Raw genomic sequence first — 22,264 nt, forward strand, 5'->3', positions numbered from 1 at the left:
CTAAGTGACATTTTTTGTCACTAACGACCAAACGCGTCGCTCTCAGTGCTCAAACCACCAACACCCCCGCCGTCTGCAGCCACCGGATGTCTCGCCCCTCCAGCCCGTTCGTGAGCCACCCTGCGGCGAAGGTGTCGATCTGGCTCATGATCTCCGCCGTTTCGGCGGGCTTGGTGTGGGTGATGTAGATGGGGTAGCGCCGGCCCGGGGCGATGTGGGCCAGTTCGTCGGCCAGGCTGGCGGGCGACAGGTGCAGGCTGCGCTGGGCCAGGCCCTGCTCGCGGTTGCTGAAGGCGGTCTCGATCACCAGCATGGCCACGTCGAGCGTGTTCACGCGGGCCCAGAAGGGCGGGTTGCGCTCGGTGTCGCCGCTGAAGACCCAGTAGGGGCCGCCGTCGGCGGTGCGCACGGCATAGCCGCAGGCGGGCACGGTGTGGACGGCGGGCAGCACCTCGATGGCCTTGGGCGAGCGGCTGCCGAGCTGCAGGGTCTGGCCGATCGCGATGTCGTGGAAGCTCACGAAGGGCGACTCGAGGCTGGGGATGCTCGCGAAGTCGGGCCAGATGACGTTGTTGAAGACGTGGGCGCGCAGGGCCTCGATGGTGGCGCGCAGCGCGTGCACCCGCAGCGGCCGGGCGCGAGCGGACGCCACGGCGTCGATCATCAGGGGCAGGGCGGCGATGTGGTCGAGGTGCGAATGGGTCAGCAGCACGTCGTCGATGCCGGCCATTTCCTCGAGCGTGAGGTCGCCGACGCCGGTGCCGGCGTCGACCAGCACATCGTCGTCGACCAGGAAGGAGGTGGTGCGGCAGTCTTTGGCAATCGCGCCGGAGCAGCCCAACACACGCACCTGCATAGGGGACCCTTGTTACTTGGTTTCGAAACGGATGGCGCCGTCCCAGTCCGGGTCTTGGGGCTGCCGCGCCATCGAGGCTAAACGCTTCTCGTAGACCTGGTAAAGGACTTTTTTCGCATCCACCGCGAGCAGGGGGGCCAGCAGTTGGCGGGCTTCGGCCCATTGCTGCGACCGGTAGGCCGCCAGCACCAGCGACCAGCGCTCCAGCTGCGCATGCAGGGCCGGCTCGGCCGCGTCGGCGCGCGCGACGGGCGTGAAAAGGGCGACGGCGCGGGCCTTGCCGCGCACATAGACCCAGTCGAGCTCCTGCCAGAGGAACAGCGAGCTGGCCTGGCGCGTGGCGTCGGTGGCCAGGATCTCGGTGCCGTAGTGGCCGTTGAGGCTCTCGAGGCGGGAAGCCAGGTTCACGGCATCGCCGACCACGGTGTAGCTGCGGCGCACGGCCGAGCCCATGTCGCCGACGCTCATCACGCCGGTGTTCAGGCCGATGCCCACGCTGATCTCGGGCCGTCCGCTGGCACGGTGCGCCAGGTTGATCTGCTGCACGGCGGCCGCCATCTCGATGGCCGCCTGCACCGCCAGCACCGCATGGTCGGGCGCGTCGACCGGCGCCCCCCAGAAGGCCATGACGCAGTCGCCCATGTACTTGTCGACCGTGCCGCGGTGCGCGTTGATGATCGCGGTGAGCCGGCTGAACACGGTGTTGAGGAACACCTGCAGCTCGGTCGGCGCCATGGTTTCCGAGAGCTGCGTGAAGCCGCGCATGTCGCAGAACATCACGGTGAGCTCCTTGCTCTCGGCGCGCATGCTGTAGCGCTCGGGCCGCTCGAGCATCTTGTCGACCAGCTCCGGCGGCACATAGGTGCCGAACAGCCGCGCCAGGCCGCGGCGGGCCCGCGCCTCGACGAAATAGCCCCAGCTCATGTTGAGCACGAAGACCATGCCGATCATCAGCACCGTGGCCGCCAGCGGCAGCACCACGCCGAAGCTGGAGAACAGCGCCGCGTTGAGCCCCACCACGACCACGCTGGCGCCCAGGCCCAGCAGTGCCGCGCGCGCCGCCGGCAGCAGCGACATGCCGAAGGCCAGCGTGAGCCCGACCAGCAGCAGCGCCAGCACTTCGTAGCCCGGCGCGTAGTCGGGCACGAAGGGCAGGCGCCGGTCCAGCAGGCCCGAGATGATGTTCGCGTGCACTTCCACGCCGGGGAAGGCGGCGCCGACCGGGGTGGCGCGCAGGTCCTGCAGGCCGGGGGCGGTGGCGCCGACCAGCACGATCCGGCCCTTGAGCTCGCCCGGCGCCAGCTTGCCGCGCAGCACGTCGACCGCCGAGATGTAGCGGAAGGACCCGCCGCGCACGCCGCCCGGGCCGCGATAGGGCACCAGCAGGCTGGCGCTCTGGTCGACCGGCACGCGCAGCCGGCGCCCGCCGGGCACGTCGAGCACCAGCGCCTCCAGCGGGGCGGCACCGCCGGCCAGCCCGGTGGGCGCGAGGGTCGCGCTCACGGGCGGCTGCCCGTGGGCCAGCCGGTAGAGCGCGAGGCCCAGCGATTCGTAATAGCCGGGCACGGCCGCGTCGCCTTCGTAGCGGGCCATCAGCGGTGCCGCGCGGATCACGCCGTCCTCGCTGGTCTCGATGAGCACGTTGGTGAAGCCGCTGACCGGCGCGGCCCGGGCCAGCGGCTCGATGCTGCCGGCAAAGCCGTTCCAGCGGGCGGCGCGGTGGTCGCCGGAGGGAAAGGCGTCGGCCGGCAGCAGCGGCGCGGGCAGCACGCCCTTGGCATGCGGCACGACGGTCTGGGTGAAGTAGTAGCCGAGCGCGACGCGCCGGTCGCTCAGCGCGCGGGCGAAGGTGGCGTCGTGGTCCAGCAAAGGTGCCAGGCGGTCGATCTCGGCGGCGAAGGCGCGGTCGCCCCGCATCGGGCCGTCGGCCAGCTGGCGCAGGCTGCCCAGGCCGGTGCTGCCGTCGGCTTCGACGAAGAGCACGTCGTAGCCCAGCACCGCCACCTGCTGGCGCCCCATGAGTTCCGTCGTGAGGTCGGCCAGCTTGTCGCGGCTCCAGGGCCACTGGCCGAACTGCTGGAGGCTGGGGTCGTCGATGTCGACGATGACGATGCGCGGGTCCAGCGTGTGCGGCATGGTGAGCCGCAGCCGCGCGTCATAGATGAAGTTGTCGAAGGGCTCGACGAAGGGCGAGCGCCAGGCGCCGACCGAGTGGCCCAGCGCCAGCAGCACCGGCACCAGGGTGATGGCGATTCGGAGCCAGTGCCGGCGCAGCGCGTTCATGGCGCCACGTCAGGCGGGGAGAAAGGCAAGGGCCCTCAGGCCTGGACGAACTGCATGCGGGTGCCGCCCAGCTCCAGGACGTCGCCGTCCTGCAGCGCCACCGCCTCGTTGCCGAGCAGTTCGCCATTGAGGGTGGTGCCGCCGTCGATGGGCGCCACCACGTAGCCGTGCAGCCGGCGCGTGACCGCCGCCACCGCCACACCGGGCTTGCCGATGGTGGTCACGACCTTTTCCAGCGACAGCTCGCGCCCCGCGCCCGCACCGGACAGCACGCGGATGGCGGCCTGGGCGACGCCGCCGCCCATCAAAGGCGCCGGCACGGTCGGGCTGCTCGACAGCGGGATGGAGGAGAAGGCCGGCGCCGTGCCGACGCGGGCCGCCACGCCGGCGTAGCCGCCGGGCTCGTTGCCCGAGAGGTAACGGATCTTGTACTTGCCGACCTCGACCACGTCGTTGTTCTCCAGCGCCTGCTTCTTGATGGCGCGCGAATTGACGTAGGTCCCGTTGGTGCTGTTGAGGTCTTCGAGGTAGACGTCGCCGCCGATCATGTGCAGCACGGCGTGCTCGCCGCTGATGGCCAGATTGTCGATGACGATGTCGTTGTAAGGCCGCCGCCCCAATGTGGTCCGGTCCTTGGCAAGCGTCACTTCCTTGATGACGACTCCGTCGATCGAAACAATCATTTTCGGCATGGCCGACTCCTGAAACTGCCAGTTTTTATCAGCGCGGCCCGGGGGGAAGTTCGACCTTCCCGGGCCTTACCCTGCAGTGCGCGCGACGCCGGCGCTTGCCAGGACAACAGAGATATTGTCCCGTCCGCCATTGTCGTTCGCCATTGCAACCAAAAGTAGTGCTTTCTCCGCCAAACTGCAATTTTGTAACAAAACTGTGGAAAGCTGCGCGTCGGAGACCATCTCACTCAGGCCGTCGGAACATAACAGGTAAAGGTCGCCGGGCTGCGTGCCGTGCTCGTGCATCTCGAGATTCACCGAGCGCTCGATGCCCAGGGCCCGGGTCACCAGGTTGCGATGCGGGGAACGCGCCGCCTGCTGCGGCGTGATGACGCCGGCATCGAGCTGCTCCTGCAGCAGCGAATGGTCGCGCGTGAGCAGCTCGAGCTGGCCGCGGCGCAGCCGGTAGCAGCGCGAGTCGCCGATGTGGCCGATCACCACGCGCTGCGGGCCGAAGGCGGCCAGCACCAGCGTCGTGCCCATGCCCTGCAGCTGCAGGTTGGCCATGCCGGCCTCGAGGATCGCGCTGTTGGCCTCGTCGGTGCCGGCCTGCAGCGCACGCCGCACCGCGCGCGCATGGGCCGACGGACCGGCGTGGGCCAGCCAGCGGCCGAAGCTCGCCTGCAGCAAGGCCAGCGCCATGCCGCTGGCCACCTCGCCGCCGTTGTAGCCGCCCATGCCGTCGGCCAGGATCGCCAGGCCCAGCGCCGGGTCGAAAGCCACCGCATCCTCGTTGTTGGCCCGCACCCGACCGGGGTCGGTGAGCGCCGAGAACTCCCATGACCAGACGCCGTCTTCCTGAAGGGGGGAAGGAGATGTGTCGGAGCGGCTCATGGTCGAGGGAGGGAGGCTCAGTGCGCGGGAGAACCGCTGCCGCGCCGCTGCAGGGCGCGCCCGACGAACACCACGAAGGCGGCGCCGGCGGCGGCCCCCGCGTAGTGCAGCCACGGGTTGGCCGTCAGCACGTCGCGCAGGAACACGTCGCTGACGATGGTCTCGCCGCCGACCCAGCCGATCAGCGCGGCGCCGAGCATGACGATGATGGGGAAGCGCTCCATGAGCTTGATCATGAGCGTGCTGCCGAAAATCACCAGCGGGATGCTGATGGCCAGGCCGAGGATCAGCAGCGTGGTGTTGCCCTGGGCCGCGGCCGCCACGGCGATCACGTTGTCCAGGCTCATCACCAGGTCGGCGATCAGGATGGTGCGCACGGCGGCCATGAGGCTGCCGTATTCCTTGCTCTCGCCTTCGCCTTCTTCCTCGTCGCCCAGCAGTTGCAGGCCGATCCACAGCAGCAGCAGGCCGCCGACGATCTGCAGGAAGGGCAGGCCCAGCAGCTTGGCCGCCACCACCGTCAGCGCGATGCGCAGCACCACGGCCGCGCCCGAGCCGAAGAGCACGGCCTTGCGTTGCTGCGCGGGCGGCAGCGAACGGGCGGCCATCGCGATCACCACCGCGTTGTCGCCCGAAAGAATGATGTTGATCCAGACGATCTTGACCAGACCGATCCAGAAGTCAGCGCTTTGCAGTAGTTCCATGTCTCTCTTTTTCCACTGTTATGTATTGAAAAAGCGCCCGCAATATGAATTGCGAGCGCTTTTCGTTTGTGTGTGGTCGCGGGACGCGATGCTTACAGGCGGGCCTTCAGCAGCTTGGCCAGCTCCGAGAAGTTGCGCGTCACGGTGAAGCCCGACTCTTCCATGATGGAGAGCTTGGCATCGGCCGTGTCGGCACCGCCCGAGATCAGCGCGCCGGCATGGCCCATGCGCTTGCCCGGAGGCGCGGTCACGCCGGCGATGAAGCCGACCACCGGCTTCTTCATGTTGAGCTTGCACCAGCGGGCGGCGTCCGCCTCGTCCGGGCCGCCGATTTCGCCGATCATGATCACCGCGTCGGTGTCCGGATCGTCGTTGAAGGCCTTCATCACGTCGATGTGCTTGAGGCCGTTGATCGGGTCGCCGCCGATGCCGACCGCCGACGATTGGCCCAGGCCGATCTCGGTCAGTTGCGCCACGGCTTCATACGTCAGCGTGCCCGAACGCGAGACCACGCCGATGCGTCCCTTGCGATGGATGTGGCCGGGCATGATGCCGATCTTGATTTCGTCGGGCGTGATCAGGCCGGGGCAGTTCGGGCCCAGCAGCAGGGTCTTCTTGCCGCCGGCCGCTTCCTTGGCCTTCATCTTGTTGCGCACTTCGAGCATGTCCTTGACCGGGATGCCTTCGGTGATGCAGATCGCCATGTCCAGGTCGGCTTCGACCGCTTCCCAGATCGCCGCGGCAGCGCCCGGCGGCGGCACGTAGATCACCGACACGGTGGCGCCGGTCTGCGAGGCGGCTTCCTTGACCGAACCGAAGATCGGGATGCCGAAGATCGACTCGCCGGCCTTCTTCGGGTTCACGCCCGCGACGAAGGCGTTCTTGCCGTTCGCGTATTCCTGGCACTTTTCCGTATGGAATTGACCGGTCTTGCCGGTGATGCCTTGCGTGATGACCTTGGTGTCTTTGTTGATGTAGATCGACATGACTTGTTCCTTACTTGGCGACTGCCGCCACCACTTTTTGAGCCGCGTCGGCCATCGTGTCGGCGCTGATGATGGGCAGGCCCGAATCGGCCAGCAGCTTCTTGCCTTCGACTTCGTTGGTGCCCTTCATGCGCACGACCAGCGGCACGGAGAGGTTCACGGCCTTGCAGGCTGCGATCACGCCGGTGGCGATGGTGTCGCACTTCATGATGCCGCCGAAGATGTTCACGAGGATGGCTTCCACGTTCTTGTTCTTCAGCATGATCTTGAAGGCTTCGGTGACCTTCTCGGGGGTGGCGCCGCCGCCCACGTCCAGGAAGTTGGCCGGCTCGCCGCCGAACAGCTTGATGGTGTCCATGGTGGCCATGGCCAGGCCGGCACCGTTCACCAGGCAGCCGATGTTGCCGTCGAGCGAGATGTAGGCGAGGTCGAACTTGGAAGCCTCGACTTCGGCCGCGTCTTCCTCGTCGAGGTCGCGCAGGGCCACGAGTTCGGGGTGGCGGAACAGTGCGTTCGGGTCGAAGTTGAACTTCGCGTCGAGCGCCATCACGTTGCCCTTGCTGTCACGGTTGAGCGGGTTGATCTCGACCAGCGAGGCGTCCGTCTCCATGTAGCAGGTGTAGAGCTTCTTGAGGATGTCGATCGTCTGGGCGGTCGAATCGGCGGGCATGCCGATGCCGTCGGCGATTTCCTTGGCTTGCGCGTCGGTCAGGCCTTCCTTGGGATCGGCGAAGACCGTGATGATCTTCTCGGGCGTGGAGTGCGCCACTTCCTCGATGTCCATGCCGCCTTCGCTCGAGGCGATGAACGCGACCTTCTGGGTCGCGCGGTCGGTCACGGCGGAAACGTAGTATTCCTTGTGGATGTCGGCGCCGTCTTCGATGTAGAGGCGGCGAACCTTCTGGCCTTCGGGGCCGGTCTGGTGCGTGACGAGCTGCATGCCGAGGATTTCTCCGGCGAGCTTCTTGACGTCCTCGATGGTCTTGGCGACCTTGACGCCACCGCCCTTGCCGCGGCCACCCGCGTGAATCTGGGCCTTGACCACCCACACGGGGCCGCCAAGTTTCTGGGCGGCCTCGACCGCCTCCTGGACCGTGTAGGCCGCAATGCCGCGCGGCACGGGCACGCCGAACTTGGCAAGAATTTCCTTGCCTTGGTACTCGTGAATCTTCATGAGGTTTCTCTCGGACGGAGGTTTGAAAACGGGAGATGGTTGATGCTGTTGCTCGTGGGCCACGGCGTCCTGCAGGGCGGGGGCGACGAACAATCAACGACTGTATCATGGTGCGCCGCACCAAAGGCGAGCGCCTTCCTGCGGACATCACGTACCCTCTTTCTCCGTAGAAACACCCACCCCATGGCCAAGGTCTTCATCGACGGCGAAGCCGGCACCACCGGCCTCCAGATTCGCGAACGTCTCGCGAAGATGCCCCAGATCGACATCGTGAGCATCGCGCCCGAGCTGCGCAAGGACGTCAACGCCAAGCGCGACCTGATGGCCGGGGTCGACCTGGTGATCCTGTGCCTGCACGACGACGCGGCCATCGAGTCGGTGGCGCTGATCGACCAGCTGCCGGGGAAAAAGCCCAAGATCGTCGACGCCTCGACCGCGCACCGCACCAACCCCGCCTGGGTCTTCGGCTTCCCCGAGCTCGTCGAAGGCCACTGGCAGGCCGTGGCCAAGGCCGAGCGCGTGGGCAACCCCGGCTGCTATGCGACCGGTGCCATCGCCATCGTGCGCCCGCTGATCGACGCCGGCCTGCTGCCCAAGGATTTCCCGCTCGCGCTGCCCTCGGTCAGCGGCTATTCGGGCGGCGGCCGCAGCATGATCGAGGCCTACGAGGCGGGCAACGCCGCGCCCTTCGAGACCTATGCACTGGGCCTGAAGCACAAGCACATCCCCGAGATCATGAAGTTCACCGGCCTGACGCGCCGGCCGGTGTTCATCCCCTCGGTGGGCAATTTCAAGCAGGGCATGCTGGTCCAGCTGCCGCTGCACCTGGACGACCTGCCGGGCCAGCCGAAGGCCAGCGACCTGCACGACGCGCTCGCCGCGCACTATGCGAAGAGCAACACGCCCGACGGCTTCGTCAAGGTGCTGCCGCCCACGGCCGACGGCAAGCTCGAGCCGACCGCGCTCAACGACACCAACGACCTCGAGCTGCGCGTGTTCCCGAACGAGGACCACCGCCACGCGGTGGTGATCGCGCGCCTGGACAACCTGGGCAAGGGCGCCAGCGGCGCCGCGGTGCAGAACTTGAAGCTGATGCTGGGGCTCTGAGCCCCGGGGCCCGCGCCCCTTCGTGACCGGGCGCGCATCGCACCATAATCGCGCCTCCAATCACATCGAGGAGGCTCTCATGGCAATCGCTTTGCAGAAACCCACCGGCGCATTCGTCGCCGCGTCCTGGGCCGCGCTGGTCATCGGTTCGCTGGTCTACCTGATCGGGCTGTGGAACGCCTCCATGCAGCTCAACGAGAAGGGCTACTACTTCACCATCCTGATGTACGGCCTGTTTGCCGCCGTGTCGCTGCAGAAGAGCGTGCGCGACCGGCTCGAGGGCACCTCGGTCACCGCCATCTACTATGGCCTGTGCTGGATCTCGCTGCTGCTGTCGGTGGCGCTGCTGGCCGTCGGCCTGTTCAACGCCACGCTCGCCAACAGCGAGAAGGGCTTCTACGGCATGTCCTTCCTGCTCGCGCTCTTCGGTTCGGTGGCGGTGCAGAAGAACGTGCGCGACATCGCCTCGTACAAGAGCCAGCAGCCGCTGGCCGAAGACGTGCCCGACGTGGGCTGACCCCCGCCCGGCGCAGAACGCACGCAGGCGCCTGCGCGCGCTCCTCAGGCCAGCTCGTTGAAGCTGCTGTGCCCCATCAGCGCCGACAGCCGCGCCGCGATGTTGGCCACGATCTCGCAGACCTGCTCGACGTCGGGCGTGACCTTCTGGTCGATGCGCTCGATGTGCGGCACGTTGATGGCCGCGATCACATGGTTGGCCTGGCCCAGGATCGGGAAGGCGATGTTGCGCACGCCCTTGATCTGCTGGCTGGGCATCGAGGCGTAGCCGCGGCTGCGCACCTCGCCCAGCAGCGCGAAGAGTTCGCCCGGATCCAGCTCCTGCTCGCCCTCCACCTTGACCCGCGCGGCCAGCATGCGGGCGCGGTCCACCTCGTCGCGGAAGGCCAGCAGCACATGGCCGGCCGAGGTGTCGGTCAGGCCGATGGTCACGCCCACCTTGAGGCCGAAGGTCCAGCGGTCGGGCCCGTCGACCTGCGCGATCACCACCACGCGGCCCTGCTGGTACATCGCCAGATGGCAGGACTGGTGGGCGCGGTTGGCCAGTTCGCGCATCAGCGGCAGCGCGGTCGCCACCAGCGACTTGAGCGGCTGCTGGCGGTGCGACAGCTCGAACATGCGCAGCGTGAGCGTGTAGCGGTCGTTCTCGTCGACGCGCACGAAGCCGCGCCGCTCGAGCGTCACCGCCATGCGGAAGATCTCGCCGACGCTGCGCGACACCTTCTGCGCCAGCTCGTTGAGTGTGTAGCCGTGCAGGCTGTCGGCCAGCGCCTCCAGGATGTCCAGGCCCTTCTCGAGCGCGGGCGCCGAGTAGCGCGCGCTGGCGGCATCGTTGGAAGGGGCGGTCGGTTCGGTCATCGGGTCTCTCCATCACGCCGCGGCAGGCCGGCGTGCCTCTTTTACTTCAGGAATGCCGCGGCTCGACCTCGGCATGAAACTCGTACTGTCGCAGGGACTCGGGCTTCATGGTGATCGAAAAACCGGGCGCCGTCGGCGGCATGTAGGCCGCGCCGCGGATCACGCAGGGCGTCTCGAAATGCTCGTGCAGATGGTCCACGTACTCGATCACGCGGCCCTCGCGGGTGCCGGAGATGCAAAGGTAATCGATCATCGACAGGTGCTGCACGTACTCGCACAGGCCCACGCCGCCGGCGTGCGGGCAGACCGGCAGCTTGTACTTGGCGGCCATCAGCATCACGGCCAGGATCTCGTTCACGCCGCCCAGGCGGCAGGAGTCGATCTGCACCACGTCGATCGCGCCGCGCATGATGAACTGCTTGAACATGATCCGGTTCTGGCACATCTCGCCGGTCGCGATCTTCACCGGCGCCACGCCCTCGCGGATCTTGCGGTGGCCCTCGACGTCGTCAGGGCTGGTCGGCTCCTCGATGAACCAGGGCTTGGCGAAGGCCAGCTGATTGACCCAGTCGATGGCCTGGTCGACCTCCCACACCTGGTTGGCGTCGATCATCAGATGGCGGTCCGGGCCCAGCACCTCGCGCGCCACCTTGAGGCGGCGGATGTCGTCCTGCAGGTCGCGGCCGACCTTGAGCTTGATGTAGTCGAAGCCCGCGTCCACCGCCTCCTGTGCGAGCCGGCGCAGCTTCTCGTCCGAGTAGCCCAGCCAGCCGGCCGAGGTGGTGTAGCAGGGATAGCCTTCGGCCTCGAGCGTGCGGATGCGTTCTTCCTTGCCGACGGCGGCCTTCTGCAGCAGCGCGAGCGCCTCCTCGGGCGTGATGCAGTCGGTGATGTAGCGGAAGTCGATGCAGCGCACCAGCTCTTCCGGCGACATCTCGGCCACCAGGCGCCACACCGGCTTGCCCTCGGCCTTGGCCCAGAGGTCCCACACCGCATTCACGATGGCCCCGGTCGCCAGGTGGATCGCGCCCTTGTCGGGACCGATCCAGCGCAGCTGGCTGTCGCTGGTCACGTGGTGCCAGAAGCGCCCCATGTCGGCCGCGATCACCGCCAGGTCCTGGCCCACCAGCAGGTGGCGCATGGCGCGCAGCGCCGCGCAGCAGATCTCGTTGCCGCGGCCGATGGTGAAGGTCAGGCCATGGCCCTCGAGGCCCGGCTGGTCGGTCTCGAGCACCACGTAGGCGGCCGAGTAGTCCGGATCGGGATTCATGGCGTCCGAGCCGTCCAGGTGCTGCGAAGTGGGGAAGCGGATGTCGAGGACCCGGAGGTCGGTGATGCGCGTCATGGTGTGTCCGATAAAAGTAGATGAAGGAGGCCGGTCAGCCGATGCAAGCGCACACCCCATTCCAGGGATACCGCGGAACCGGCTCCGCCGGGCCGCCGGTATCGCCCCCTCGAGGGGGGAGTTGAGCTACACGCAGTGAGCGAGAGACGGGGGTGGGCTCAGTTCGACCAACCACCATCGATCATGTGGATGGTCCCCGTCGTGAACGCCGATTCGTCCGACGCCAGGTACACCACCAGCGCCGCGACTTCCTCGGGCCGGCCGACGCGGCCGATGGGCTGGCGCGCCACGAAGGCCGCGCGCACCGCCGCCTCGTCGGCGTTCGCATCGCGCGCCTGGGCCGCGATGCGGCCGCGCAGCGAGGGCGACTCGATGGTGCCCGGGCAGATCGCGTTGCAGCGGATGCCCTTCTGCACGAAGTCGGCCGCCACCGCCTTGGTCAGGCCGATCACCGCCGCCTTCGAGGCGCCGTAGACGAAGCGGTTGGGCACGCCCTTCACGCTCGAGGCCGCCGAGGCCATGTTGATGATCGAACCGCCGCCGTGCGCCAGCATGGCGGGCAGGAAGCTGCGGATGGTGCGGTACATCGACTTGACGTTGAGGTCGAAGCTGAAGTCCCAGTCGCTGTCCTCGCACTCGAGGATGCTGCCGCCGTGCACGAAGCCCGCGCAGTTGAAGAGCACGTCCAGCGGGCCGATCTCGGCCGCCATGCGCGCCACGGCCGCGCTGTCGCGCACGTCCAGTTTCGCGGTCGTCAGGCCCGCGAGGCCCTCGGCGCGCGCGTCCTCGGCCAGCGCCGCCAGCGCCTCGTCGTTCATGTCGGTGGCCCAGACCTGTGCGCCTTCGCGCGCCAGCGCCAGCGCGCTCTCGCGGCCGATGCCGTTGCCGGCGGCCGTCACCAAAGTTCTTTTGCCCTGGACCCGTTGCGTCATGGTGTTCTTCCCGCGACGCGTGCGCATCGCATTAATAAAAGAGTTTTTCTTTAGTGAAATTTAAGCGCGTCACGATACCAAAGGAAGGCTGGCCCTGGAGAACCCTTGCGCTCGGTGTTAACCCTATGGGAAAAGCAGGGTTCGGCCTGACAGAATCGCCGCCGACACCATAAAAACATCTTTCATTTGCAAAAACACCGAGCGCTGACTTTCTGTCGCGCTTCAGGGCCGGCCCCCGCGGCGCGGCCTGCTTCCAAGGAGACCTCGTGAACTATCAGTTCGATTTCGAGCCGGTGCTCGCGCAGTGGCCGCTGCTGCTCGAAGGCGCCTGGACCACGGTCCAGCTGTCCTTCGTGGCGACCGTGCTCGGCTTTGCGCTCGGGACCGCCTGCGCGCTGGGCCGCAACAGCCGCCACCGCTGGCTGCAGCGCCTGACGGGCGGCTATGTCGAGGCGATCCGCAACTCGCCGCTGCTGATCCAGAGCTACTTCCTGATCTTCGGCCTGTCGAGTGCCGGCGTGACGATGCCGATCATGGTCGGCGCGGTGCTGGCGCTGGTGATCAACATCGGGGCCTACAGCTGCGAGATCATCCGCGCGGGCATCGAGTCGATCCACAAGGGCCAGCTCGAGGCGGCCGAATGCCTGGGCCTGTCGAAGGCGCAGGTGTTCTGGCACGTGATCCTGCGCCCGGCCATCGAGCGGGTGTACCCCGCGCTGGCCAGCCAGTTCGTGCTGCTGATGCTGGCCTCCAGCATCATGTCCTCGATCGGCGCCGAGGAGCTGTTCGGCGTGGCCAACCGCATCCAGTCGGACACCTTCCGCAACTTCGAGATCTTCCTCGTGCTGTGGGCCGTGTACCTGGCGCTGTCGTATGCGATGCGCCTGGGCTTCTGGCTGCTGGCGCAGCTCGTCTTCCCGCGCCGGCGCAAGCTCGGCACCTCGCTGTGAGGACCGCGCCATGACGTTGATGCCGGTCGATCATTTCGGTTTTCTTCTGCTCGGTGCCTGGGGCACGGTGCAACTCTCTGCGCTGGCCTTCGTCGGCGGCGGCCTGATCGGGCTGGCCGTGGCGCTGGCGCGGGTCTCGCCGCTGCCCGCGGTGCGCATCGCCGCCACCGCCTACATCCAGGTGGTGCAGGGCACGCCGCTGCTGGTGCTGATGGGCGTGTGCTTCTTCGGCCCCAGCATCGTGGGCATCGGCTCGGTGCCGGCCCTGGCCGCGGCCGCGCTGGCCATCACCCTCTATTCCGGCGCTTTCCTCGGCGAGATCTGGCGCGGCTGCATCCAGTCGGTGCCCAAGAGCCAGTGGGAAGCCGCCGAATGCCTGGGCCTGACGCGCATCGAGCGCATGCGCCGCGTGATCCTGCCGCAGGCGCTGCGCATCGCGACGCCGCCGACCGTCGGCTTCCTGGTGCAGATCATCAAGAACACCTCGATCGCCTCGCTGGTGGTGGGCTACGCCGAGCTCTCCTACAACGCCAAGGTGCTCAACAACTCGACCTTCCAGCCCTTCCTGTACTTCGGATGTGCGGTGGTCCTTTATTTCATCATGTGCTATCCGCTGTCCCGCTGGAGCCGCACGCTCGAAAGGAAGCTCAATGCAACCCGTGGTTGAACTCGAACAGGTCCACAAGCGCTTCGGCCAGAACCATGTCCTGCGGGGCGTGTCCTTCTCGGTCAACCGCGGCGAGGTGGTCGCCATCATCGGCAAGAGCGGCTCGGGCAAGAGCACCGCGCTGCGCTGCATCGACCGCCTCGAGACCATCGACAGCGGCACCATCCAGGTCTGCAACCACCAGGTGCACGACGCCGCGCTCGACCTGCGCGCGCTGCGCCGCGACGTGGGCATCGTGTTCCAGAGCTACAACCTGTTCCCGCACCTGACGGTCAAGCAGAACATCACGCTGGCCCCGCAGTCGGTGAAGAAGCTGGGCGCCAGCGAGGCCAACGCGCTGGCGCTGGACGTGCTCCAGCGCGTGGGTCTGGCCGAGAAGGCCGACGCCTACCCCGAGCAGCTCTCGGGCGGCCAGCAGCAGCGCGTGGCGATCGCGCGTTCGCTCGCGATGCAGCCGCAGCTGATGCTGTTCGACGAAGTCACCTCGGCACTCGACCCGGAACTCACCGGCGAAGTGCTCAAGGTGATGGAGAAGCTCGCGGGCGAGGGCATGACCATGATCCTCGTGACGCACGAGATGGCCTTCGCGCGCGGCGTGGCCAGCAAGATCATCTTCATGCACCAGGGCCAGGTCTGGGAACAGGGCGACGCCAGCATCCTGAGCGCGCCGCAGACGCCCGAACTGCGCCAGTTCCTCGGCACCGGGCTTTGAGCCGCAGCGGGGCCCGGTCCGCCCGCGTTTCTTCGTTCCCATAACTACAGGAGACTTCTCGATGACCCGTTCCCGCTCCGCGCGCCGCCGCGCCCTGCTGTCCGCATTGCTGCTGGCCGCGCCCTTCGCGCTGATGCATCCGGCGCAGGCCGACCAGCTCGACAACATCACCGCGGCCAAGAAGATCCGCATCGGCGTCGACCTCTCGGTGCCGCCCTACGGCATGAAGGACGAGAAGCTCAACTCGACCGGCTCGGACGTGGACACCGCACGGCTGATCGCGAAGAACCTGGGCCTGGAACTGGAAATCGTGCCCACCATGGGCGCCAACCGCATCCCCTTCCTGGTGACCGACAAGGTCGACATCGTGGTCTCGAGCTTCTCGATCACGCCCGAGCGCCAGAAGGTGATCGACTTCTCCACGCCCTATGCCGCCATCCTGGCGGTGGTCGGCGCACCGAAGGCGATGTCGATCAAGACGCCGGCCGACCTGGTGGGCAAGCGCATCGCGGTGGGCCGCGGCAGCACCAACGAGGCCGAACTCAACAAGATCGTGCCGGCCGGCGCGCAGGTGGTGCGCTTCGACGACGACGCGACCTCGATCACCGCGGTGATCAGCGGCCAGGCCGATGCCTTCGCCACCGCGCCCTCGCTGTTCAACCGCATCAACCAGCTGGCACCCGCCAAGCAGATGGAGACCAAGATCGTGATGCAGGCCAACATGCTGGGCATCGGCCTGCGCAAGAACGAGCCGGCGCTCAAGGCCCGCATCGACGCCATCGTGAAGGCCAACCTCCAGGGCCCGCTCAACGAGATCTACCGCAAGTACCACGGCACCGACCTGCCGGCCGACCTGCTGAAGAGCGGCGACTGAGAAGCAGGAAGCCATGCTCGACCGCGAACTCCTTCCCTTCGTCGCCGCCGGCAAGAAGGCCTGGCCGATCCCGCCCGAACAGCTGCCGGTGGCCGAATGGCGCCAGCGCTACGAGAGCCTGACGGTCGCGGCGCGCAAGCCGCGCCCGGCCGGCCTGAGCGTCGTCGACACCAAGATGGGCGACGCGTCGCAGCCCGTGCCCGTGCGCATCTACCGCAGCGGCGAGGGCTCGCAGCCCCGGCCCGCGATGGTGTTCATGCACGGTGGCGGCTGGGTCATCGGCAGCATCGAGTCGCACGACGAGATCGCCGCCGACATCGCGGCCGACACCGGCTGCACCGTGATCAGCGTGGGCTACCGGCTCGCGCCCGAGCATCCCTTTCCGGCTGCCTTCGAAGACTGCCTGAGCGTGCTGCAACACGTGGCCGCGCACGCCTCCGAACTGGGCATCGACGCCGCGCGCATCCTGGTTGGCGGCGACAGTGCCGGTGCCAACCTCGCGGCGGCGCTGAGCCTGGCGTTGCGCGGCACGCCGCAGGCGCCGCTCGGTCAAGTGCTGCTCTACCCCTGCCTGGACGTCGACTTCACGACGCCCTCGTACCTGGTCAACGCCGATGCCCCCGTGCTCACCAGCACCCAGATCCGCTGGTTCCTGCGGCAGTACCTGCAGGCGCCCGGCGACGCGAGCGACCCGCGCGCCGTGCCGATGGCCGCGGCCGACCTGCGCGGCTGCGCGCCGGCCTTCATCGGCTCGGCCCAGAACGACCCGCTATACGACGACGGCGCGCTCTACGCCCAGCGGCTGCGCCAGGACGGCGTGGACGTCAGCTTCGACGACGGCCCCGGACTGATCCACGGCTACCTGCGTGCCCGCAGCACGTGCGCCGCCGCCCGCCACAGCTACGCCGCGATGCTCGCCTGGGTGCAGGCCATCACGCGCGGCTGAACCCCGCTCTCCCTTCTTCACCCCCCGACGGAACATCATGACTCCCACCCTGCACCGCATCGCCTCCGCCCTGCTCGTCGCTTCCGCCGCGCTGTGTGCCACGCACGCCAGCGCCGACCAGCTCGACACCATCACGGCCGCCAAGAAGATCCGCATCGCGATCGACCTGGCCGTGCCGCCCTATGCCATGAAGGACGAGAAGCTCAACGCGGTCGGCTCCGACGTCGAGACCGCGCAGTTGCTGGCCAAGAGCCTGGGCCTGACGCTCGAGATCGTGCCCACCACCGGCGCCAACCGCATTCCCTTCCTGCAGACCGACAAGGCCGACATCGTGATCTCCAGCATGTCGGTCACGCCCGAGCGCGAGAAGGTGGTCGATTTCTCGATCCCCTATGCCGCCATCCTGGCGGTGGTCGGCGCGCCCAAGAGCATGACGCTCAGCGGCCCGGCCGACCTGGTGGGCAAGAAGGTGATCTCCACCCGCGGCACCACCAACGACCAGGAACTCACCAAGATCCTGCCGGCCGGCGCGCAGATCGTGCGCTTCGACGACGACGCCACCTCGATCACCGCGGTGGTCAGCGGCCAGGCCGACATCTTCGCGACCGCGCCGCCGCTGCTCAAGACCATCAACGAGAAGAACCCGGCCAAGCAGATGGAGCCGAAGTTCACGATGAAGGTCAACATGCTCGCGATCGGCCTGCGCAAGAACGAGCCGCGCCTCAAGGAAAAGCTCGATGCCTTCGTCAAGGCCCACCTGCAGAGCGGCGAGCTCAACACCATCTACAAGAAGTACCACGGCGCCGACCTGCCCGTGGAAGTGACGCGCAACGGAGGCTGAGCCGATGGCCAAGATCGACCAGGTCGAGATCGCGCAGATCGACATCGCACCCAAGGTGGTGCGCACCGACGCCATCCAGTCCTTCGTGACGCAGGAGACCGTGATGGTCACCGTGCGCTGCGACGACGGTTCCACCGGCACCGGCTACACCTACACCATCGGCACCGGCGGCTCGTCGATCGTGGCGCTGCTGCAGGACCACCTGGCGCCGCGGCTGATCGGGCGCGATCCGCAGCACTACGAAGCCATCTGGCGCGACCTCTTCTTCCACACGCACGCGACCGCGGTGGGCGCCATCACCAGCCTCGCGCTGGCGGCCGTCGACACCGCGCTGTGGGACCGCAACGCCCGCGTGGCGAAGCTGCCGCTGTGGCAGCTGGCCGGCGGCGCGCAATCGCGCGTGCCGGTCTACACCACCGAGGGCGGCTGGCTGCAGATTCCGCAGGCGCAGCTGGTCGAGCAGACGCTCGCCGCCCAGGCCGCGGGCTTCCTGGGCGCCAAGGTCAAGGTCGGCAAGCCGCACGTGGCCGAGGACATCGCGCGCCTGTCGGCGGTGCGCGCGGCGGTGGGCCCGGGCTTCGAGCTGATGGTCGACGCCAACCAGAGCTTCACGGTGTCGGAAGCGGTGCGCCGCGCGCGCCAGTACGAGGCCATCGACCTGGCCTGGTTCGAGGAGCCGATGCCGGCCGAGCACGTGCGCGCGCATGCGCAGTTGCTGGCCAGCACCAGCGTGCCGGTGGCGGTGGGCGAATCGATGTACCACCTGTCGCAGTTCGCCGAGTACATCCAGCAGGGCGCCTGCTCGATCGTGCAGGCCGACGTGGCGCGCGTGGGCGGCATCACGCCCTGGCTCAAGATCGCGCATCTGGCCGAGGCGCACAACATCGCGATGTGCCCGCACTTCCTGATGGAGATCCACGTGAGCCTGTGCGCGGCCGTGCCCAACGGTCGCTGGGTCGAGTACATCCCGCAGCTCGACGACCTCACGACCAGCCGGCTGCAGATCGAAGCCGGCCACGCGGTGGCGCCGTCGACGCCCGGCCTGGGCATCGAATGGGACCCGGCGCAGCTCAAGGCGCGCCGCAAGTTCGAGCCGCTGGTGGTGCGCGGCTGATCCTCGCGCGGGGCGGCCTCAGGCGACGAGCCAGAGGCCGAAGCCCAGCAGCAGGGCGTGCGCGGCCAGCGCGATGTAGAGCAGGGTGCGCGACGGGGTTGCCATCTCCTGCAATGTGTCGCCGATGTGCTGCTGCAGCAGCGCGCGCAGGGCCGGGTCTTCCACGCCGGCCTCGGTGCCGCCGTGCGCGGCGCGCCCGGCCTGCCAGTCGGCCAGCAGCGTCGACAGCGGCAGCCGGCCCAGCACGAAGCCGATCACGGCCCGCACCGCGCGGCCCTCGCCCAACACCGGCGCGAGCTGGCGGCTCAGCGCATCGACCGACAGCCATTCGGACGTGCGCTGCAAGGCGCCATGGGTGCGCGGCATCGCCTCGACGCGGCCCGCGATGGCGGCGCCCAGCCGCTGCGCGATCGTGTCGCCATGCGCCAGCACCACCTGGCGCAGCGCGCGGCTGCGGCCCTGCGCGATGCCCAGCATCAGGTAGAGCGGCATGAAGCCCAGCAGCAGCAGGGCGACCAGCACCGAAGGCGTGAACAGCAGTGCGATCACCGCACCCGCGCCGCCGGCACGCGCCGCGGGCATGCCCGGGCCGCTCAGCTGGCTGACGTAGAAGAAGAACACGCCGCCACCGAGCAGGATGGCCAGCAGCGCACTCTTGAAGACGGCGCCGGCGAAGGCGGTGCCGGCGCGCAGGCCGGTGCGGCCGAGGGATGGGGTGGGGTTCGACGACATGGGCGGATCATGCCAGCCGCTTGGGGGCCGCCCGACATGGGTCCGCCCCTCACTCGTCGTCGAGTTCGCTGCGCAGCACCTTGCCGACCACCGCGGCGGAGAAGCCCCGCGCCATGAGGAAGCGCGCCTGTTTGGCACGTTCCTTCGCATCCTGCGGCAATGCATCGAAGCGGCGCCGCCAGACTTCGCGCGCGCGCGCCTGTTCGCTGTCTTTCAGCTGCGCCACCGCTTCGGAGATAGCCTCGGGCGCGACGCCCTTCTGCTGCAGCTCCTGCCGCACCCGCGCGGCGCCCATGCGCGAAGCGCGCTGGTTGATCACCGACTGCACCACGCGCGACTCGCTGATGAAGTCCTTGGCCGCCAGTTCGTCGAGCGCCTGCGCCAGCGTGCCTGGCACCTCTTCGTACTTCGCCAGCTTGCGTTCGAGCTCGGGCCGCGAATGCTCGCGCTGGCTCAGCAAGCGCAGCGCGCGGCCCTTGAGGGAAGGAGCGGCAAAACCCATGAAGGCTTGAAGCGATCAGGTGGCGAACACCGGCCGCGCGGCCGGCGCCCGCCGCCCGATCAGGCCTGCGGCTGCTGCTTGGCCGCCTTGGCGTCGGCCTTGGCCTTCGCCTTGGCTTCGGCTTCGGCCGCTTCCGAGCCCGCATCGGCCGCCAGCAGCGGGATGCCCAGCGACTCGCGCACCTTGTTCTCGATCTCGCGCGACAGCGTCGGGTTCTCGCGCAGGAATTCGCGCGCGTTGTCGCGGCCCTGGCCGATCTTCTCGCCGTTGTAGGCGTACCAGGCGCCCGACTTGTCGACGATCTTGGCGGTCACGCCCATGTCGATGATCTCGCCTTCGCGGCTGATGCCCTCGCCGAACAGGATGTCGAACTCGGCCGTCTTGAAGGGCGGGCTGACCTTGTTCTTGACCACCTTGACCTTGGTCTCGTTGCCGATCGCCTCTTCGCCCTTCTTGATGGTGCCGATGCGGCGGATGTCCAGCCGCACCGAGGCGTAGAACTTCAGCGCGTTGCCGCCGGTGGTGGTCTCGGGCGAGCCGAACATCACGCCGATCTTCATCCGGATCTGGTTGATGAAGATGACCATGCAGTTGGTCTTCTTGATGCTCGAGGTCAGCTTGCGCAGCGCCTGGCTCATCAGGCGGGCCTGCAGGCCGGGCAGCGAGTCGCCCATGTCGCCTTCGATTTCGGCGCGCGGCGTGAGCGCGGCCACCGAGTCGACCACGATCAGGTCGACCGCGCCGGAGCGCACCAGCGAATCGACGATCTCGAGCGCCTGCTCGCCGGTGTCGGGCTGGCTGATCAGCAGGTCGGACAGGTTGACGCCCAGCTTCTGGGCGTACTGCACGTCGAGCGCATGCTCGGCGTCGACGAAGGCGCAGGTGCCGGCCTGCTTCTGCATCTGGGCGATGACCTGCAGCGTGAGCGTGGTCTTGCCCGAGGATTCAGGGCCGTAGATCTCGATCACGCGGCCGCGCGGCAGGCCGCCGACGCCCAGCGCGATGTCCAGGCCCAGCGAACCGGTGGAGACCACCTGCACGTCCTCCAGGGCCTCGCCCTCGCCCAGCCGCATGATCGTGCCCTTGCCGAACTGCTTTTCGATCTGCGCGAGCGCGGCCTGCAGGGCCTTGGCCTTTTCGCTGCCGGCCACCGAGATGCTGCTGCCCTTGACGAGTGCGTCCATGAGAAATCTCCTTGAATATCAACGGGTTGTTGGGTTTTCATCCCGCTGCTTTTAATGACAGGCTGGATGCTTGAACAGTAGTGTAGCGGGCAGTAATTTGATGGCAACCCACTTTTTTGTCAGTTTGCCTTACCATTAACGGATGAGCGACCACCCCTTCGCGGCCGACCCCGACGCCTGGCGCCAGACCCACCTGGGCCGGCTGCTGGGCCATGCGATGCGGCGTTTCGACGAGCGCGTGCTGGCGCTGATGGCGCACGACGCCGAGGTGCCGCTGGCCTTGTCGAACCTCGCGGCGCGCGCGCAGGTCAGCGCGGCCCACATCCACATCACGCGGCACCTGGCGCGCGGCGGCTCGCGCCTGACCGAACTGGCCGAGCGCGCCGGCATGAGCAAGCAGGCCATGGGCACGCTGGTCGACCAGTGCGAGGCCTGGGGCCTGGTCACGCGCGAAGCCGATCCGCTGGACGCACGCGCGCGGCGGGTGCGCTTCACGGCCGACGGGCTGGCCTGGCTCGAGGCCTTCCGCCGGGCGGTGGCGCAGGCGGAAGCCGAGTTCCGCGCCAGTGTGGGCGACGAGATCGCCACCGTGGTCACGATCGGCCTCGAGGCCTACGCCGGCTGATCGGCGAAAAGCTGCGCCAACGCAAGGGTCGCCGGCAGGCCCACGCCTAGAATCCGCCGCGGAGACGAGTAAAAAAGCGCAACGATGCGCCCCACAAGCCGGAGGTGGCTCATGCGGATTCTGATTGCGGAAGACGACCAGGTGCTGGCCGATGCCCTGCTGCGCAGCCTGCGCACCTCGGGCGCGGCCGTGGACCGCGTGGCCACCGGCTCGCAGGCCGATGCCGCGCTGATGACCAACAGCGAGTTCGACCTGCTGATCCTCGACCTGGGCCTGCCCAACCTGCACGGCCTGGAAATCCTCAAGCGGCTGCGCGCGCGCGGCTCGCAGCTGCCGGTGCTGGTGCTCACCGCGGCCGACAGCGTGGAAGAACGCGTCAAGGGCCTGGACCACGGCGCCGACGACTACATGGCCAAGCCCTTCAGCCTGCAGGAGCTCGAGGCCCGCGTGCGTGCGCTCACGCGGCGCGGCATGGGCGGCACCAGCAACGCGATCAAGCACGGCCCGCTGGTCTACGACCAGGCCGGCCGCGTGGCCACCATCGACGGCAAGATGATCGAACTCTCGGCCCGCGAGCTGGGCCTGCTCGAGGTGCTGCTGCAGCGCGCCGGCCGGCTGGTCAGCAAGGACCAGCTGGTCGAGCGGCTGTGCGAGTGGGGCGAGGAGGTGAGCATCAACGCCATCGAGGTCTACATCCACCGCTTGCGCAAGAAGATCGAGAAAGGCCCGATCCGCATCGCGACGGTGCGCGGCCTGGGATACTGCCTCGAGAAAATTGCCCCCTGATGCAC

24 protein-coding genes are annotated in these 22,264 nt (G+C 68.0%); 11 read left to right on the top strand and 13 right to left on the bottom strand.

Annotation, left to right across the window (positions count from 1 at the left end; all coding sequences use genetic code 11):
- Positions 1–49: 49 nt before the first annotated feature.
- From QTI20_RS26535 to sucC, 7 genes are all read right to left on the bottom strand, one after another.
- Positions 50–856, bottom strand: coding sequence for a 3',5'-cyclic-nucleotide phosphodiesterase (locus tag QTI20_RS26535; RefSeq protein ID WP_286555395.1), 807 nt, complete (start codon positions 854–856; stop codon positions 50–52).
- Between the two features lie 12 nt (positions 857–868).
- The gene (locus QTI20_RS26540) at positions 869–3,139 is read right to left on the bottom strand and encodes a CHASE2 domain-containing protein (protein WP_286555394.1); all 2,271 of its coding nucleotides are present in this window, start codon (positions 3,137–3,139) and stop codon (positions 869–871) included.
- Positions 3,140–3,174: 35 nt separating this feature from the next.
- Positions 3,175–3,831, bottom strand: coding sequence for an FHA domain-containing protein (locus tag QTI20_RS26545; protein ID WP_286555392.1), 657 nt, complete (start codon positions 3,829–3,831; stop codon positions 3,175–3,177).
- Positions 3,832–3,897: 66 nt separating this feature from the next.
- Positions 3,898–4,704 carry a Stp1/IreP family PP2C-type Ser/Thr phosphatase gene (locus QTI20_RS26550; RefSeq protein ID WP_286555390.1) on the bottom strand — a complete coding sequence of 269 codons (807 nt, stop codon included), beginning with the start codon at positions 4,702–4,704 and terminating at the stop codon, positions 3,898–3,900.
- Between the two features lie 17 nt (positions 4,705–4,721).
- On the bottom strand, positions 4,722–5,408 hold the full coding sequence (locus tag QTI20_RS26555; RefSeq protein WP_286555388.1) for a TerC family protein: 687 nt from the start codon (positions 5,406–5,408) through the stop codon (positions 4,722–4,724).
- A gap of 92 nt (positions 5,409–5,500) precedes the next feature.
- On the bottom strand, positions 5,501–6,394 hold the full coding sequence (gene sucD, locus QTI20_RS26560) for a succinate--CoA ligase subunit alpha (protein ID WP_286555386.1): 894 nt from the start codon (positions 6,392–6,394) through the stop codon (positions 5,501–5,503).
- A gap of 10 nt (positions 6,395–6,404) precedes the next feature.
- Positions 6,405–7,568 (bottom strand): ADP-forming succinate--CoA ligase subunit beta, encoded by a 1,164-nt coding sequence (gene sucC, locus QTI20_RS26565; RefSeq protein WP_286555384.1) that lies wholly within the window; start codon positions 7,566–7,568, stop codon positions 6,405–6,407.
- Between the two features lie 183 nt (positions 7,569–7,751).
- On the opposite strand from sucC, the gene argC reads away from it, so the two are divergent.
- Together argC and yiaA are read left to right on the top strand one after the other, a co-directional pair.
- A complete protein-coding gene (gene argC / locus QTI20_RS26570; protein ID WP_286555382.1) occupies positions 7,752–8,675 on the top strand; it encodes an N-acetyl-gamma-glutamyl-phosphate reductase in 924 nt (307 codons plus the stop codon).
- A gap of 79 nt (positions 8,676–8,754) precedes the next feature.
- Positions 8,755–9,192, top strand: a complete 438-nt coding sequence (gene yiaA, locus QTI20_RS26575; RefSeq protein ID WP_286555380.1) for an inner membrane protein YiaA — start codon at positions 8,755–8,757, stop codon at positions 9,190–9,192.
- 44 nt (positions 9,193–9,236) lie between these two features.
- On the opposite strand, the gene QTI20_RS26580 is transcribed toward yiaA, so the two are convergent.
- The 3 genes from QTI20_RS26580 to QTI20_RS26590 all read right to left on the bottom strand — a co-directional run bounded on the left by QTI20_RS26580 (position 9,237) and on the right by QTI20_RS26590 (position 12,326).
- Positions 9,237–10,049 (bottom strand): IclR family transcriptional regulator, encoded by an 813-nt coding sequence (locus QTI20_RS26580; protein ID WP_286555378.1) that lies wholly within the window; start codon positions 10,047–10,049, stop codon positions 9,237–9,239.
- A gap of 46 nt (positions 10,050–10,095) precedes the next feature.
- A complete protein-coding gene (locus QTI20_RS26585) occupies positions 10,096–11,394 on the bottom strand; it encodes an L-fuconate dehydratase (RefSeq protein ID WP_286555376.1) in 1,299 nt (432 codons plus the stop codon).
- Positions 11,395–11,552: 158 nt separating this feature from the next.
- Positions 11,553–12,326 carry an SDR family oxidoreductase gene (locus tag QTI20_RS26590; RefSeq protein WP_286555374.1) on the bottom strand — a complete coding sequence of 258 codons (774 nt, stop codon included), beginning with the start codon at positions 12,324–12,326 and terminating at the stop codon, positions 11,553–11,555.
- Positions 12,327–12,592: 266 nt separating this feature from the next.
- Here QTI20_RS26590 and QTI20_RS26595 point away from each other — a divergent pair, with 266 nt between their 5' ends.
- The 7 genes from QTI20_RS26595 (at position 12,593) to QTI20_RS26625 (ending at position 18,430) form a co-directional block, all read left to right on the top strand.
- Positions 12,593–13,276: an amino acid ABC transporter permease gene (locus tag QTI20_RS26595; protein ID WP_286555373.1), complete on the top strand. Its 684-nt coding sequence runs from the start codon at positions 12,593–12,595 to the stop codon at positions 13,274–13,276.
- A 10-nt stretch (positions 13,277–13,286) separates the two neighbouring features.
- Entirely contained in the window at positions 13,287–13,943 is a 657-nt protein-coding gene (locus QTI20_RS26600) for an amino acid ABC transporter permease (RefSeq protein WP_503011451.1), read from the top strand.
- Positions 13,927–14,655, top strand: a complete 729-nt coding sequence (locus tag QTI20_RS26605) for an amino acid ABC transporter ATP-binding protein (RefSeq protein WP_286555372.1) — start codon at positions 13,927–13,929, stop codon at positions 14,653–14,655. The genes QTI20_RS26600 and QTI20_RS26605 overlap by 17 nt, the downstream gene beginning before the upstream one ends.
- Positions 14,656–14,716: 61 nt before the next feature.
- Positions 14,717–15,529, top strand: coding sequence for a transporter substrate-binding domain-containing protein (locus QTI20_RS26610; protein WP_286555370.1), 813 nt, complete (start codon positions 14,717–14,719; stop codon positions 15,527–15,529).
- A gap of 13 nt (positions 15,530–15,542) precedes the next feature.
- Positions 15,543–16,475 carry an alpha/beta hydrolase gene (locus QTI20_RS26615; RefSeq protein WP_286555369.1) on the top strand — a complete coding sequence of 311 codons (933 nt, stop codon included), beginning with the start codon at positions 15,543–15,545 and terminating at the stop codon, positions 16,473–16,475.
- A gap of 37 nt (positions 16,476–16,512) precedes the next feature.
- On the top strand, positions 16,513–17,316 hold the full coding sequence (locus QTI20_RS26620; protein ID WP_286555367.1) for a transporter substrate-binding domain-containing protein: 804 nt from the start codon (positions 16,513–16,515) through the stop codon (positions 17,314–17,316).
- Positions 17,317–17,320: 4 nt separating this feature from the next.
- Positions 17,321–18,430: a mandelate racemase/muconate lactonizing enzyme family protein gene (locus QTI20_RS26625; protein WP_286555364.1), complete on the top strand. Its 1,110-nt coding sequence runs from the start codon at positions 17,321–17,323 to the stop codon at positions 18,428–18,430.
- A gap of 18 nt (positions 18,431–18,448) precedes the next feature.
- Here QTI20_RS26625 and QTI20_RS26630 read toward each other — a convergent pair whose 3' ends face one another.
- Genes QTI20_RS26630 through recA form a run of 3 tightly spaced genes read right to left on the bottom strand, consistent with a single transcriptional unit; the run spans position 18,449 to position 20,848 of the window.
- Positions 18,449–19,162: a hypothetical protein gene (locus QTI20_RS26630; RefSeq protein ID WP_286555362.1), complete on the bottom strand. Its 714-nt coding sequence runs from the start codon at positions 19,160–19,162 to the stop codon at positions 18,449–18,451.
- Positions 19,163–19,211: 49 nt separating this feature from the next.
- On the bottom strand, positions 19,212–19,664 hold the full coding sequence (recX, locus tag QTI20_RS26635; RefSeq protein WP_286555359.1) for a recombination regulator RecX: 453 nt from the start codon (positions 19,662–19,664) through the stop codon (positions 19,212–19,214).
- A gap of 59 nt (positions 19,665–19,723) precedes the next feature.
- Positions 19,724–20,848, bottom strand: a complete 1,125-nt coding sequence (gene recA, locus QTI20_RS26640; protein WP_183028652.1) for a recombinase RecA — start codon at positions 20,846–20,848, stop codon at positions 19,724–19,726.
- A 142-nt stretch (positions 20,849–20,990) separates the two neighbouring features.
- Here recA and QTI20_RS26645 point away from each other — a divergent pair, with 142 nt between their 5' ends.
- Both QTI20_RS26645 and QTI20_RS26650 read left to right on the top strand, forming a co-directional pair.
- Entirely contained in the window at positions 20,991–21,473 is a 483-nt protein-coding gene (locus tag QTI20_RS26645; RefSeq protein ID WP_286555357.1) for a MarR family winged helix-turn-helix transcriptional regulator, read from the top strand.
- Between the two features lie 111 nt (positions 21,474–21,584).
- Complete coding sequence (locus QTI20_RS26650; protein WP_286555356.1) at positions 21,585–22,259, top strand: response regulator; 675 nt, start codon at positions 21,585–21,587, stop codon at positions 22,257–22,259.
- Positions 22,260–22,264: the final 5 nt, after the last annotated feature.

It is taken from the genome of Variovorax sp. J2P1-31, assembly GCF_030317215.1.
Taxonomy (GTDB): domain Bacteria; phylum Pseudomonadota; class Gammaproteobacteria; order Burkholderiales; family Burkholderiaceae_C; genus Variovorax.

Excerpts from the sequence above, each read along its gene's own strand:
- QTI20_RS26535 (WP_286555395.1), bottom strand. The coding sequence starts at position 856 with ATGCAGGTGCGTGTGTTGGGCTGCTCCGGCGCGATTGCCAAAGACTGC.
- QTI20_RS26540 (WP_286555394.1), bottom strand. The coding sequence starts at position 3,139 with ATGAACGCGCTGCGCCGGCACTGGCTCCGAATCGCCATCACCCTGGTG.
- QTI20_RS26545 (WP_286555392.1), bottom strand. The coding sequence starts at position 3,831 with ATGCCGAAAATGATTGTTTCGATCGACGGAGTCGTCATCAAGGAAGTG.
- QTI20_RS26550 (WP_286555390.1), bottom strand. The coding sequence starts at position 4,704 with ATGAGCCGCTCCGACACATCTCCTTCCCCCCTTCAGGAAGACGGCGTC.
- QTI20_RS26555 (WP_286555388.1), bottom strand. The coding sequence starts at position 5,408 with ATGGAACTACTGCAAAGCGCTGACTTCTGGATCGGTCTGGTCAAGATC.
- sucD (WP_286555386.1), bottom strand. The coding sequence starts at position 6,394 with ATGTCGATCTACATCAACAAAGACACCAAGGTCATCACGCAAGGCATC.
- sucC (WP_286555384.1), bottom strand. The coding sequence starts at position 7,568 with ATGAAGATTCACGAGTACCAAGGCAAGGAAATTCTTGCCAAGTTCGGC.
- argC (WP_286555382.1), top strand. The coding sequence starts at position 7,752 with ATGGCCAAGGTCTTCATCGACGGCGAAGCCGGCACCACCGGCCTCCAG.
- yiaA (WP_286555380.1), top strand. The coding sequence starts at position 8,755 with ATGGCAATCGCTTTGCAGAAACCCACCGGCGCATTCGTCGCCGCGTCC.
- QTI20_RS26580 (WP_286555378.1), bottom strand. The coding sequence starts at position 10,049 with ATGACCGAACCGACCGCCCCTTCCAACGATGCCGCCAGCGCGCGCTAC.
- QTI20_RS26585 (WP_286555376.1), bottom strand. The coding sequence starts at position 11,394 with ATGACGCGCATCACCGACCTCCGGGTCCTCGACATCCGCTTCCCCACT.
- QTI20_RS26590 (WP_286555374.1), bottom strand. The coding sequence starts at position 12,326 with ATGACGCAACGGGTCCAGGGCAAAAGAACTTTGGTGACGGCCGCCGGC.
- QTI20_RS26600 (WP_503011451.1), top strand. The coding sequence starts at position 13,287 with ATGACGTTGATGCCGGTCGATCATTTCGGTTTTCTTCTGCTCGGTGCC.
- QTI20_RS26605 (WP_286555372.1), top strand. The coding sequence starts at position 13,927 with ATGCAACCCGTGGTTGAACTCGAACAGGTCCACAAGCGCTTCGGCCAG.
- QTI20_RS26610 (WP_286555370.1), top strand. The coding sequence starts at position 14,717 with ATGACCCGTTCCCGCTCCGCGCGCCGCCGCGCCCTGCTGTCCGCATTG.
- QTI20_RS26615 (WP_286555369.1), top strand. The coding sequence starts at position 15,543 with ATGCTCGACCGCGAACTCCTTCCCTTCGTCGCCGCCGGCAAGAAGGCC.
- QTI20_RS26620 (WP_286555367.1), top strand. The coding sequence starts at position 16,513 with ATGACTCCCACCCTGCACCGCATCGCCTCCGCCCTGCTCGTCGCTTCC.
- QTI20_RS26625 (WP_286555364.1), top strand. The coding sequence starts at position 17,321 with ATGGCCAAGATCGACCAGGTCGAGATCGCGCAGATCGACATCGCACCC.
- QTI20_RS26630 (WP_286555362.1), bottom strand. The coding sequence starts at position 19,162 with ATGTCGTCGAACCCCACCCCATCCCTCGGCCGCACCGGCCTGCGCGCC.
- recX (WP_286555359.1), bottom strand. The coding sequence starts at position 19,664 with ATGGGTTTTGCCGCTCCTTCCCTCAAGGGCCGCGCGCTGCGCTTGCTG.
- recA (WP_183028652.1), bottom strand. The coding sequence starts at position 20,848 with ATGGACGCACTCGTCAAGGGCAGCAGCATCTCGGTGGCCGGCAGCGAA.
- QTI20_RS26645 (WP_286555357.1), top strand. The coding sequence starts at position 20,991 with ATGAGCGACCACCCCTTCGCGGCCGACCCCGACGCCTGGCGCCAGACC.
- QTI20_RS26650 (WP_286555356.1), top strand. The coding sequence starts at position 21,585 with ATGCGGATTCTGATTGCGGAAGACGACCAGGTGCTGGCCGATGCCCTG.